The following is a 12,853-nucleotide window of genomic DNA, read 5'->3' on the forward strand; positions in this document are numbered from 1 at the left end:
CGTAAAGCAGGCCAGTGGCTCCGCTGTCTGGCGTTGTGTCTTGGGGTCGGACTGGCCGGATGCTCTTCCGAAGACCCCATCAAGCCGCCACCATCGCCACCACCACCACCGCCACCACCTGGGGTGGAGCTCCGACTGGAGGAGTCCTCACAATCCGCGCTGGAGATTCCCCCGGACGGGGCCGTCACCTTCCGGGTGAAGGTCTTCGCCGCCACGGAGCGCACGCAGACGTTCACCTGGGAGACCAGCGTCGGCACGCTTGAGGTGAGCACGCAAGGCACAGTGAGCGAAGCCGTCTGGGTCGGGCCCGAGTGCCTTCCTTCAGAAACGTTGCCCACCGTGAGGGTGACCATCGCCGACGACGTGGGCAACTCCATTTTCGAGTCCTTCCAGCCCCTGTTGGGAGGCCTGACGTGTGGCACACGGGGGCTCGTAATCGCGGCAGGGGTGGGGCGCCATGCGCTGGTGGTGACGGAGCAGCAGAAGGTCCAGGCATGGGGCAATAACGAATCGACCCAGCTCGGCAGAGGTGAACCCCAGTATCGCACGGTGAGCGGCCTCACGGGGGTGACCGCCGTGAAGTCGCGCCTCGCCCACGTCGCCGCGCTGAAGGAGGATGGCTCCATCTGGACCTGGGGCAGCAACGCCGCTAGCCAGCTCGGGGCCGATATATCGGCCGGCTCACGCGTCACGCCCATGCAGGTACCGGGGCTCACGGGCGCGACCGCCATTGCTGTGGGGGACTCCCACACCGTCGCGCTTCTGAAGGACGGTAGCGTCTGGACCTGGGGTGATAACCGCTCCGGCCAGTTGGGAGATGCTGGCCGGGAGTCGCAGAATCACATCCCCGCGCAGGTGCCGGGGCTCGCCAGCGTGGTCGCCATCGCTGCTGGAGGGAGCCGCACCGTGGCGGTGCGGCAGGACGGCACCGTGTGGACATGGGGAACCAAGCAGTCGAACCGGCAAGACTTCAACCCGACGCCCGTCCAGGTACCGGGCCTTACGGACGTCATCGCCGCGGACGCGAGCGACAACCACGTCGTGGTGTTGCGGACGGACGGCACCGTCTGGGGGTGGGGACGCGCCAATCTCCTGGGAGGTTCCACGCAGGACTGGCTCACGATGCCCGTGCAGGTGCCGGACCTCGCGGACTGCAAGGCCCTTTCCGCTGGCGATGAACACACCGTCGCACTTCGGGCGGACGGCACCGTCTGGGTGTGGGGCACCGACGACTTCGGCCAACTCGGAAATGGTGGAGTACCGTCGGACGCGAAGCCCGTGCAGGCACAGGGACTCATGGCCGTGAAGGCCGTGGCCGCGGGCAATGATTGGACCGTGGCGATAGGGGAGGATGGTTCCGTATGGGCCTGGGGCTCGAACTACTATGGCCAGTTGGGGGACGGGTCGCGGAGGAGTCGCAGCACGCCCGTGCGGTTGGCTGGCCTCACGGAGGGAAAGACGGTGTCCGTGGGCTCCTGGCACGCGGTGTTGCTGCGACAGGACGGCTCCCTCCGAACCTGGGGCTCCGGTTACTCTGACGTGCTTGGAGATGGCACGACGTATTCAAAGGATGCAGCGCCGGTGCAGGCGCCGGAGCTGAGTGGAGTAAAGGCCGTGGCGGCAGCGTACGAGCACTCCGTGGCCGTGCGAGGCGACGGCACCGTTTGGAGCTGGGGCCTCAATCAAGATGACCAGTTGGGCGATGGAACGTTTCGACCCAGCTCGGTGCCCGTGCAGGTGCTGGGAATCACGGGTGCGACCGCCGTTGCCGCGGGAGGTGACACCCTCCTAGCCTTCACAGTGGCATTGAGGGAGGACGGCACCGTCTGGAGCTGGGGCAACAACTATTTCGGAATGCTTGGGCACCCGGCGTGGCCAAGTACGACCCAGGGGGCCGTCCAAGTGCCGGGGCTCATGGACGTGACAGCTATCGCTGCCGGGAACCTACACGCCGTGGCGCTGCGCAAGAACGGCAGCGTCTGGAGCTGGGGCAGGAACTCCGCCGGACAGCTCGGGGACGGCACGAACATCCAGCGGGATTCCCCCGTTCCTCTGCGGGAGCTTGCGAACGTGAAAGCCATTACCGCGGGGAGAGATTTCGCCGTGGCGCTGCATGATGATGGCACCGTGTGGGCCTGGGGCGCCAACGACAGCGGGCAGCTCGGGGATGGAACATTCGCTACGCGACCACTCCCTCAGCAGGTGCAGGGCCTCACAGGCGTAGTCGCCGTGGATGCTGGCGACGACCACACGCTGGCGTTGCGGAATGACGGCACCGTCTGGGCCTGGGGCAACAACGACTTAGGTCAGCTCGGGGATGGCACTCGCACGACTCAACCTACGCCCGTGCAGATGCAGGGATTCCGCAAGGTCTCTGCAGTGGCAGCGGGCTTCATAAGCTCCGTGGTGCTGCTGGAGAACGGCACTGTTTGGGGCTGGGGCGCTTACGGCACCAGCGGTGTAGACCTAATTCCGAGGCCTCGGCAGGTGAGAGTCTCCAGCCACTGAGGTACGCATGAACGCGTCTTCCCTCTGGCTGTGGATCAACGAGAGGGAAGACGCGCATTCTAGAGCATCTGTCACGACTCCAGCAGCTTGCGCAGAGGACTGCGGGGTAGATCCGGTGCCGCGAGGCCGCGACACTCGGCGTATCCTTCGACGCCGAGCGCACCAACCGCGGGCACGCGGACAAGTTCTGGGCAGTCGCCCTTGCGTGCCAGCGCGAGCGGCGGCCCGAGCGACGAGGCAGCGGGGAAATTGGCGTGCGCGTCATCGGATAGTTCCTTCCCGAGACGACGTAGAAAATCGATAAGCGTTCACGGAATCAGGTGGCAGAAAGCATGAGCAGCAACTGCACTGGAGCAGCCTCCTGGCATCCCTTGACACCCCATGTTCAACGCATTCGCGGACGCGGGAACTATCCCAAGGTGCTATATTTTGAGGAGGAAAGGCGCCTCCGTCAGGCGTCCGGGGGCAATGAGAGTGCTTCAGCTTCAACGGTGCGCGGTACTGGTCTTCGTCTTCTTCGCGACGGTGGTGCAGGCGGAGGACGCGAAGGTGAAGCCCGTCCCAACGCCATTGGAGGTGGCAGCGCTCAAGCTGCTCGTCCCCGAGCCTGCACAGGGAAGCCCTACGCCACTCCAGCCCCTCTCCGCACATCAGCTCAAGTCCTGGGCCGTCCTCCCCGGCGCCTCCGTAGTCCTCCTTCGTTTCAGTCGCACGGAGGCGGCTGAAGCCCGGCTCGATGTGGCCCTGGTGCAGGGGCGTCCCGAAGACCTCAAAGTTCTCGCCAGAAACCGGGACATGGTGGCCTCGGCGCGGGACCTTCCGGTGCTGGACGACGGCCTCAGAGTTTTGCAGCCCTCGTCGGAGGCGCAGCTCGATTTGGCACCGTATCGAATCTCTCCAACCGAAACAGCGGTTGGCGTCCGTCTCACGACCACCAGTTCGTGCGCTGGGAGTTGCCCCGTGTGCTCCGAGACGCAGTGGCTCATCCTCCTCCGGATGGTAGGCGAGCGACTCACCCCCATCATGCTTGCCCCTATGCGTGACGTCTACGACACGCATAGTTGTGGAGAGCGCGACAGCCACAGCGACTCCGTCGAGCGGAGCTTGGACATCTCCCGCACTTCGACAGGCGGATTCCGCGACCTGCTCCTACGCTCAAGCCCCGTCCACCCCAAGCGGCCTCAGCTTCGCTTCCGCTGGACTGGAACGACCTACGTGCCGGACGAGCTGCGCCCTGATTTCCGGTAGCGCGTTCGGGAGCCCCGACAGCTTGCGGTGGCGAGGAGTCCGTGGCCTTCAGCGATGCGGGCGCCCTCCAGCCCCCATATGAGCCGGAAGCCCTCTGCCTCCTCGTCGAGCACTCCAACTCGCTGCGCCAGAACGTCGACGCCTGTGCGACGAACATCGACGGCTTCGGCTTCCGCTTCGAGCCCTCGATTGACTTCGACGCGGACGGGGCCCGGGAGAAGGTGGCCGACGCCATGGCTCCGGAGCGCCTGACCGCGCGCGACGTCGGCACGCTGCCTTCGGGTACGACCCTTGGGAGTAGCCCGGTTCCGTGGACACCCGAGATGTGATGGAAGGAGCACGGGATGTCCGCGACTGACGAGAAGCAGAGGAAGCCCCGTAGGCCACGCCGGGAGTTCACGGCGGAGTTCAAGGCCGGGGCGGTGAGGCTGGTGCTGGAGGAGGGGAAAACGATTCCCCAGGCCGCCCGAGACTTGGACCTGACGGAGTCAGCGCTGCGGCTGTGGGTCGAGCAGACGAAGACGGACCGGGGCGGGGGCAGGCCTGGAGCGCTGACGACGGTGGAGCGCGAGGAACTCTCTCGGCTGCGCAAGGAGAACCGGGAGCTGCGGATGGAGCGGGAGATACTAAAAAACGCGGCGGCCTTCTTCGCGAAGGAGATGAAGTGAAGTTCTCCTTCATCCACGCGAAGAAGGCCCTCTTTCCCGTCGCTGTCCTCTGTCGTCACCTGGGCGTCTCACGCAGTGGCTACTACGCCTGGGCGGCGCGGCCCGAGTGCGAGCGGAAGCAACGCGACCGGGCGCTTCATCTCGAAGTGGCAGCCGTCCACCAGGAGAGCCGGGGCACGTACGGCGCTCCGCGGGTGCATGCGGAACTCAAAGCGAGAGGCCAGCGGGTGGCGCGGAAGCGAGTGGCTCGCCTGATGCGCCAGGCGGGCCTGCGTGGCCGTGCACGGCGTCGCTTCGTACGGACCACCGACTCGGCCCACCACCACCCCGTGGCGCCGAACACCCTGGAGAGGAACTTCCAACCCGGTCAGCTCCACCGTACGTGGGTGGGTGACATCACCTATGTCTGGACCGACGAGGGCTGGCTGTACCTGGCGGTGCTGCTGGACCTCTTCAGCCGCAAGGTGGTGGGCTGGGCGATGGGCGAGAGAATCGACCGCGGCCTGGTGCTGCGCGCACTCGACATGGCGTTGCTCAGCCGTCCCGCCCCGCAACTTCACCACTCGGATAGGGGCAGCCAATACGCAAGCGAGGACTACCGCCGGCTGCTGGAGGAGCACGGCATCGGATGCAGCATGTCGCGCAAGGGTAACTGCTGGGACAACGCCGTGGCGGAAAGCTTCTTCTCCACCCTGAAGTTGGAGCTCGTCTACGTCACCCGCTTCAAGACGCGTGAGGCGGCGAAGCAGTCGCTGTTCGAGTACATTGAGGTGTTCTACAACCGGAAGCGGCGCCACTCAGCCCTGGGCTACGTCTGCCCTGCGGAGTACGAGCGGATGGCCGAAACCAAGAGGCTGGCAGCATAGTCAACCTGTCCACCGAACCGGAGCAGGCCCACCTGCGTCCCACGGACGAGGACGTCGTTGCGCACGAGGAGGAGGTGCGCCAGCACGCCCGAGTGGAGAAGGCCCGCCTGGAGTCCTTCTTCGACTTCTGCTGCTTCGACTCCAGTTTCGTCGAACTGCGACGCCGCGCCCGCCACGACCTCGAGGTGACGGGCAACGCGTACTGCGAGGTGCTGCGCGACGGTACGGCCGGCATCGCCCGCTTCGTCTACGTCCCCTCCTACACCGTGCGTCTCCTGCCCCTGGACAAGGAGGCCGTCGAGGTGCGCGAACGCGTGCGCATCTCCGCCGTCAGCTTCGACAGCGTCACCACCCGTCGGCGCCTTCGCCGGTACATCCAGGTGCAGAGCACCGAGCGGGTGTACTTCAAGTCCTTCGGGGACTCGCGCGTCATCTCCCGCCTCACCGGCCGCGCCTTCCCGGACGTCGCCGCCCTCAAGGCCGCCGACTCCTCGGATGGCCCCGCCACGGAGTCAACCGCAAGGTGCTCGCGGAAATGGGCGTGCGCTTCTGGCGCTTCCGCAGCCAGACGACGGCCACGAGAGGCCCGGAGCGCATGACGGAGATGGTCGAGCGACTGGTCCGCGTGGGCGTGCTGACGCCCGAGGAGGGCCGCCACCTGGCCGGCGACATCTTCCACCGGGAGTTCCGGAAGATTTCGGACGACTGGGTGAAGCGCCCCATCACCCTCACGCTGGCGGGCATCCAGACGGGCGTCGAAGACCTGAAGCCTCGGACGGACAAGGACTCGCTGGTCGTGGGTGAAACGAAGCGCCTCTTGGGGCTGAGTGAAGAGCTACGAGCGAGTACATCGACTGGGTGGTAGCCAATGCCCAGCGATTCGAGTCTGTCGCGCTGCGAGTGCAGGGCGAAACCGACGAGGCGAAGGCCGCCTCGCTCGTGGACGAGATGGTCCGCGAGGGCTTGGCGACACGGAAGTGAGCAGGGCGGGCACGGCATGCCATGCGGCTTGAGCCCCTTGGCCCGCCGGAGTCCTCTCTTCTGTCATGTTGTTTCACGCATGTTCGAGGGAGGCGACTCCCTCACGCGCGCTGGCCGTCATCGCGGAGCGACACTCCCCTCGCGCCGCGAGCAACCCACTCCCGCAGTCCTTCCTGCGCCGGGGCGTGAGCGCACGGCGAGTCATTCGCCGCCACCAGCCTCGGCGCCCAGCGCGTGCAGCGCCGCGGCTTCCACCCCTCGGTACTCCGCCTTCGCCCGGGCCAGCCGCGTCCGCGCATCGAAACTTCCGTCCAACCTCGCGTGCGCCCGCTGCAACTCCACCACAGCTTGTTTAGTTTGCGAGGTGTGCACCCCACCATGCCGGGCCGAATCTCTACTCGTAGAACCTCTCCAACTCACGCCCATCCCGATAAGACACAGCATCCAGCGACGAAGCCACGAAAGCGCAACATCACTGCCAACGCTCACACATCACGACAGGAACACACCCGTACCACTCCGACATTCGCAATCGTGTCTTGATTAACACATGTCGTTCCATGAGACTGAGGTGCGATGCCCACGTCCAACGCTGCGCCACTGCGTCGCTTTCACAGCTCTCTTGTCATCCTGCTGTTGTCCCCGGTTTCTGTCTCCGCGACGCCCACCGACTCGCCGGAGGTCCCCAGGGAGTCACTGGCAAGCCGGGCGAGCGGCCAAGTGAAGCCAAGTATCTCCGACTTCATTACGAAGCCAGTCCTTATCACGCCTGGGAACGAAGCCCTCCTTCCTAATGGCCTCATCACGTTCGAGTGGGAGCCCTCCGTAGATCCAAGGGGCTACTCCATCTTCTATTACTTACGAATTTTCCAGCATGGCTCGCTATTTCGCGCGCACCAGACAAACCAAACCGTCTTCTCTTTAAACGAAAGTGATGCGTTGGCACCGGGCGTCTACTCCTGGGGAGTCGGAGCCATGACTGGTGGGGGCATTTCCAACTCCGACGAGTCCCATTTCACCGTCGCAGGTGAATCCGCTGCCGATGGAGGCGTCACGGACGCTGGTGTCGACGAGGATGGTGGCTCAATTGGCGAAGAACCGTCAGATGCCGGCAGCCCAGATGCAGGCAGGCCAGTGATTGTCGGCCCGCGCCCCCCTCAATCCGGAGAGCGACCGGAGTCCTCCGGGTGCGCCTCCAGTCCCACCGCACGGACAAATTCTGGCGCGCCGCTGCTCCTCGCAGTCCTCGGACTCATTCTCGGAGGAGCCAATCGCCGCCACAGGACCACTTCATGTGTAACCCCCAAGACTCAGTCGCTCCGCCAATGAGAGAGCGAGGCACGCACGAGACTGTCGAACTCCCTGGCCGGCGCAACTGAGGGCAAATCCCCTCCGTCAGCGGGCCGCGGTTAACTCCGTCCGGCTGTAGGTGCCCGCCGGCTATCGTTTGGCCAGGGCGCAAACACGCGCCTGAAGCCCCCCACCCGCGCCAAGGGCCCTCCTACCCCAGGAGGGCACCCTTCCCCGCGCTGTGGCGTCAGGGTTGGCCCTTCGGTTCGACGGGGGCTAAACGACGAACCGTGATTCTCGAACATGGCCAGCGCCGCCACCTGCAACTGCGCCTGTCGAGCGTCTCGCGGGCCCGACTTCGCGCAGCCCAGCTTGGAGGCGCGGGCCTCCTCGCGGTGGCCTGCAGCGCGAAGTCTGTCTCAGAGACATTTACCAGGAAGGGCGTGACACTCCCGCCGGCAGGGGCGCGAGCTTGGCATCGGCACTTCCATCAGACAGGGGATAGCGGGCTCCCTAATCCACGCGGCTCAAACGCCCCGTCACGCGTGGCGTGTAATGCCTCACGACGAGCTTGCCGAGTGGTTCAGGATATTTCCAGAAGGCCTGATCCAACGCATACAGCCGGTCCCGCTCAGCGTCGGTCAGCATGGCCGGCAGGTCGGACAGTGAAACCATCTCTTCGGTCTCACCGTAGTGAGCGACGACGCCCAGCATGTCTTTCAGGCATTGCTGCACGCCATGGGCACCCACCCTGCCCAGCGCCTCGATGGCCAGCTCGCAAATCTCTTCGCCCCAGTTGCAGAAGAACTGCATGAAGCCGCCGTTGTTGATGTCGGCTTCCATGCGCCACAGCGCGACCAGGTCGCGCTCATCATCGGGCACGGCCGAAAAATCCCGGTGGGCCTGCTGCAACCGCGCCAGGGCATGCGCGTAGAGCGCGTCCTGTTCGATGGCCCAGACGCTGAGCATGCCATCGGTGGAGGGGGCCCATAGCTCCGGCCAGTTCACGCCACGACCGTCCTCGGTGAGGACCCAGCCGCGCCGCTGCTCGGGCGTGGCTTTGTCGACACGGATGTAGCCGCTGCTCGGCGTGGCCAGCACGTGGCCATCCGCCATGTGCAGAAGGATGTGCTTCTCGTCGAACCCCACGTCGACGATACGGTTGTCGTCCGGAGTCATGGGGTCATGGCCCAAGGTGGCGCTCCCTCCAGACAGGAGCCAACCAGATTTCCCCTCGGTGCGCATGTCCCATCGTCACCCAAAGCGGTCACAGCGACGTGCCCCTCGAGGACGTCGTCATCCAGGGTGCCGAGGTCGTCTGACGCGGAGACGAAACCTACCGGCTGGGAAGCCGCAGGTAGCGTCCCAACGCCAGCGACAGAATCCGGAAGCGTCCACTACGGGTCAATCGCTCCGCCGCCTCAGGGCCGGTACCGCTCCGCCTCCTTGAAGAACTGCGTGAGCGAGTACTCCACCAGCGACTCGCGTGATTGCGTGTACCGACGCGCGCGGGCTTCCAGTTTCGATCGCGCTGAGGTGACGGCGAGGGTAAAGGCAGGCGCACCATGAAGCAGGACAGGCACCTTCACAGGCCGAGCATGAAGCTCAAGGGCCACTCCACGCCCATCCTCGCCGCGGACTGGCTCGAGGACTCGTCCCGGCTTGTCTCGGGGGCGGCGAAGGACTCCACGGTCCGCGTGTGGGACGTCGCGGCCGAGCGGACCGCGTCGACGCTCACGGTTGCCGAGGGGCTCAACAAGGTCCGGCTATTCCCGGCGGGGGATCTGCTGGCCGCGACATTCGAGGACAAGGTCGCCCGGGTGTACGCGCTGGACTCCGGCAGGGTGGTGGAGAGCGCCCCCCTGACAGCGCGTCCCAGGGCGCTGGTGGTCTCTCCGGAGGGCGCCGTGTATTGGGCGGGATATGCCGCCAATGGCGACGTGGTCTGGTCGTGGACGCCGGGCTCGGCTCCGAAGCCGCTCCTGAAGGACATCCACACCTTCGAGCCCACCTGTGGCCTGTCGCTCTCCGACGACGGGACGAAGCTGTGGTGCTTCTTCGAGTGGGACCTCGTGGTGTTCGATACGCGGACAGGACAAGAGCTCTCGCGGTTCAAGGGAGAGCGGGACGTCGCCATCGGGCCGAGCTTCGTGCTGCCGACCGGGCCTCGCGTGGTGGGCGTGAAGTCACACCTCAACCGGGATGACGACCCGGTCCGGCCGCGCCTCTACAGGTGGGACCACGAAACCGGCGGGGCGGACTGGAATTCGGAGATCCTGGGGCTTGGCCACGGTCAAGAAACGTTGCTGGCGATGGCCCGGAGCACGCGCTGGCTCGCGGCCGTCGGCTCGGAGGGCGTGACACTCGTTTCGAGTCGTAGCGGGCGGGTGCTCGGGGTGCTGCCATGCGAGGTGCCCCCATGGGACGTCTCCTGCCTGAGCGTGTCTCCGAATGACCGCTTCGTCGCGGTGGGCACTTCGAGGGGCGACCTGGTTGTCTACGATCTCGGCGGCGCGGACCTCGAACGTGACCTGGCGGTGCCGGGCATTCCCAAGCGCTCACGCGGAGGCAGTCCGCTCCTGCTGCGGCTGCAGAAGCGGCCGGGATTGTGGCTCCGGGTGCATGCGAATGGCGATCTCGAGAAGGCCGAAGGCGATGCCCGCACCGACTCGGTCAACATGACCCCGGTCGCCCACGGAGGAAAGGCGGCCGTCCACCCTTCCTTCCTCGCCTGGGAGCTTCGCGGGCGCCTCTGGTCGTACGACCTCACGCAGCCTTTGCCTCCAAAGGGGGCCCGTGCCGTGCAGGTCTTCATCGGAACCGACCTGGTTGTCGAGGGCTGTATCGGCATCGAGGGCCCCGAGAACGTCCTCGGCTTCGACAGCGACCCCGACAGTATCGAGGAGCGGGTCGAAGGAGCGCTCAGCGCGCGGAAAATCCTCGATGGCATCAAGGACCTGCTGTCGTCGCTGCCGGGCGACTGACCTCTCCCCCTCCATGCGCAGGAAGGCGGCGCGTCGGTGAACGCGCTGCCCTTCCCTGGCTGTGAGCGCATCGACACCTTTCCGCCCAGCACCGTCACCATGGGCTTGCTCCGCGTCAGTGGACACCAACGAAGAGGCAGGGCCGGTGTCCGACATGGCGGAAGTGAAAAAGGTGCGGCGGCCTTCTTCGAGAAGGAGATGAAGTGAAGTTCCGCTTCATCCATGCGGAGAAGTCCTCCATGCCGGTGGCCTTCATGTGCCGCCAACTGGGCGTCTCGCGCTCTGGCGACTACGCCTGGGCGAACCGTCCAGCACGACCAGCGGGTGGCGTGTGCTAACGGGTGAGGCAGGCGCCGCATGGCGCAACCGCAGGCACCCATCCTTGCGCCTCCTGTCGCTACCTCAATACCCACAGCCCCACCCGGCCGAAGCAGTCAGGGCCGGTATCGCTCCGCCTCCTTGAAGAACTGCGTGAGCGAGTAGTCCAGCAGCGACTGGCGGGGCTGCATGTACCGACGCGCGCGGAGGCAGGGCAGCCAGATGCGATTGCCCACCCGCACCTGAGACTCCTCCACCTTCTGCCGCGGCACCCATGTCCCGCCCAACCGCCGCACCAGCATGTTCCCAGATAGGTGTCCCACCCCAAACCCGGTCGCTGCGTCATACGTGCGTCAAAGCCACATTCGGCAACTGCTTCAAGGCAAGTGAGCGAGGTGCACACAGGACCGGCAAGTTCCTGTGCCGCGCGTATGGAGACTACACATTGAGATTCAAACCCTCTCCCAAGGTGGATTGGGAATGAATGCCTTCGTCAGCGCATCCATGGCTACCCGAATCTTCGGAGCCAGGTCCCGGGTCGTAGGCCAGAGCGTATGGATAGGGAGATCATCGACTGCCCCTAATCCTTTGACCAGGAGAAGTTTGGTGGGTCGTATCCGAATTTCGCCCGAGCCTTTGGAATGGTGAACCGCCAGCAGATTCGGAGTCGCTGGTGGTTGGCCCACTGCCCCCACGCGTCTGTTTCCTGGTCGAGCCTGTCGAGGGTTGGGACGCGCCGTTTGCCCAGGCACTGACGGGAGAGCAGGGAAATCTCTATCTCAGCTTGATTGCGCCAACTGCCGTGCACGGGCGTGAAATGCACAGTGAAGCGCCGCCAGAGTCGACGACCTGCTCGTACCCCGAATCGTACCTCCAAGGCTCGGCAGGAATGAGTGCTGAGGTTGTCGAGCGCAAGGTGAATGGCTTCTGCGCTCGGGTAGTGATTGGCAACGTCCCGCAGCGCTTCAGCGAACGCCTCGCTCTTTTTGCTGGAATTAGCCTTCACGAAATGCCAGCCCTCCTTGGGCTCCACTGCACAGAAGAGATTGGCGGTGCCGCAACGAAAGCAGGTGTAGTCTTGGCGAGCTTCCCGTCCAGGGCAGGCAGGTGCAGCAGGACGCACCCACTCCAGCAGTTGCACAGGCCTCTCATCAAAGCAGACGACAGGTTGCGCCGGGCATAGCGGCCGCGCGTACAGCTCCAGTACGTCCTCCATGCGCTCGATGTACTGGGCGTCCAGCTTTGGCACGCACCACATTTTTTCCCGCCAAGGCTTCAAATCATGACGCAGGAGCAGTTCGCGCACGGTCTCCCGCCCTACCTTCGCAACGAAGCCCCTGCGCACCGCCTCCTCGGCAATGAGGCGTACCGTCCAGCGGGCACGGCCCTCCCGCGCGGGTAAAGCCCAACTGGCCCGCGACGTCCGCCGCGCTCGCCACCAGCCCTCGCGCAATGGCGGATTCCACGTGGTGCGCCAGCGCCAGCATGCGCGCGACGTGAGCTGGCCGGCGCACCACCTCTCGCTGTGAGGGGCGCGCCCCCTCCCGGAAGCGCACCTTCGCCCGACGCACGCGGTGGAACTGCGCGCTGACGAGGCCAGCCTCCGCCGGCCGAGACTCGGGGCTCGTGCTCACGCCGCCACCTCCTCGCGCTCCTCCACGCTCAAACGCAAAGTAGAGCGCACGCGCGGCGGCCGCCGGATGCCTCCCGCCCGGCGCAACAGGCGCTGCAGCGTGCGCTCATTCACCCCGACTGCCTGCGCTGCCGCCTCCTGCGTCTGCCCTGCGGCCACCGCGCGCTGCACCTCCAGCCAGTCCTCTCCACTCATCCTGCCAAGCTTGCCTCGACTCTCCACCGGGCCCCCCCTCTCGGGTGCGCCCTCCTTCCACGCACCCTGACTGGTGCGTTCACCGATTGAGACCGCCCAGCGATTCCGCGCCTTTCTCCACTGCGTTCCAATTGTTACAGTGCAGTAGCAGCGCGCTACGGG

At 65.6% G+C, this 12,853-nt stretch carries 7 protein-coding genes and 5 pseudogenes; 8 read left to right on the forward strand and 4 right to left on the reverse strand.

The features are described 5' to 3' along the window. Nucleotides 1–123: 123 nt before the first annotated feature. The 5 genes and pseudogenes from A176_RS24900 to A176_RS38240 form a co-directional block, all read left to right on the forward strand. Nucleotides 124–2,508 carry an RCC1 domain-containing protein gene (locus A176_RS24900; protein WP_158513104.1) on the forward strand — a complete coding sequence of 795 codons (2,385 nt, stop codon included), beginning with the start codon at nt 124–126 and terminating at the stop codon, nt 2,506–2,508. Nucleotides 2,509–2,889: 381 nt separating this feature from the next. Beyond that, the gene (locus A176_RS24905; RefSeq protein ID WP_144429605.1) at nt 2,890–3,756 is read left to right on the forward strand and encodes a hypothetical protein; all 867 of its coding nucleotides are present in this window, start codon (nt 2,890–2,892) and stop codon (nt 3,754–3,756) included. Nucleotides 3,757–3,782: 26 nt separating this feature from the next. Further along, a pseudogene (locus A176_RS24910) lies at nt 3,783–4,049 on the forward strand (phage portal protein); the annotation flags it as partial. A 51-nt stretch (nt 4,050–4,100) separates the two neighbouring features. Beyond that, a protein-coding gene (locus A176_RS24920) for an IS3 family transposase (protein ID WP_226993910.1) occupies nt 4,101–5,290 on the forward strand; the annotation gives its coding sequence in 2 pieces (ribosomal slippage) (nt 4,101–4,383 and nt 4,383–5,290; 1,191 coding nt in all). Further along, nucleotides 5,257–6,134, forward strand: a pseudogene (locus A176_RS38240) (phage portal protein); the annotation flags it as partial. The gene A176_RS24920 and the pseudogene A176_RS38240, both read left to right, overlap by 34 nt. A 1,940-nt stretch (nt 6,135–8,074) precedes the next feature. On the opposite strand, the gene A176_RS24935 reads toward A176_RS38240, so the two are convergent. Continuing rightward, on the reverse strand, nt 8,075–8,740 hold the full coding sequence (locus A176_RS24935; protein ID WP_044890993.1) for a DMP19 family protein: 666 nt from the start codon (nt 8,738–8,740) through the stop codon (nt 8,075–8,077). Nucleotides 8,741–9,159: 419 nt separating this feature from the next. Between A176_RS24935 and A176_RS41275 the strand changes: the two are divergent. The 3 genes and pseudogenes from A176_RS41275 to A176_RS40190 all read left to right on the forward strand — a co-directional run. Beyond that, nucleotides 9,160–9,255: pseudogene (locus tag A176_RS41275) on the forward strand (hypothetical protein); the annotation flags it as partial. A gap of 3 nt (nt 9,256–9,258) precedes the next feature. Next, nucleotides 9,259–10,545 carry a WD40 repeat domain-containing protein gene (locus A176_RS24940; RefSeq protein WP_237076892.1) on the forward strand — a complete coding sequence of 429 codons (1,287 nt, stop codon included), beginning with the start codon at nt 9,259–9,261 and terminating at the stop codon, nt 10,543–10,545. A gap of 167 nt (nt 10,546–10,712) precedes the next feature. Then, nucleotides 10,713–10,859, forward strand: a pseudogene (locus A176_RS40190) (IS3 family transposase); the annotation flags it as partial. A gap of 120 nt (nt 10,860–10,979) precedes the next feature. On the opposite strand, the pseudogene A176_RS24950 reads toward A176_RS40190, so the two are convergent. The 3 genes and pseudogenes from A176_RS24950 to A176_RS24955 all read right to left on the reverse strand — a co-directional run. Beyond that, nucleotides 10,980–11,171: pseudogene (locus A176_RS24950) on the reverse strand (hypothetical protein); the annotation flags it as partial. Nucleotides 11,172–11,443: 272 nt separating this feature from the next. Next, nucleotides 11,444–12,316 carry an IS630 family transposase gene (locus A176_RS38245; protein ID WP_144429606.1) on the reverse strand — a complete coding sequence of 291 codons (873 nt, stop codon included), beginning with the start codon at nt 12,314–12,316 and terminating at the stop codon, nt 11,444–11,446. Between the two features lie 177 nt (nt 12,317–12,493). After that, nucleotides 12,494–12,691: a helix-turn-helix domain-containing protein gene (locus A176_RS24955; protein WP_002640648.1), complete on the reverse strand. Its 198-nt coding sequence runs from the start codon at nt 12,689–12,691 to the stop codon at nt 12,494–12,496. Nucleotides 12,692–12,853 lie beyond the last annotated feature (162 nt).

Source organism: Myxococcus hansupus (genome assembly GCF_000280925.3).
GTDB lineage: Bacteria > Myxococcota > Myxococcia > Myxococcales > Myxococcaceae > Myxococcus > Myxococcus hansupus.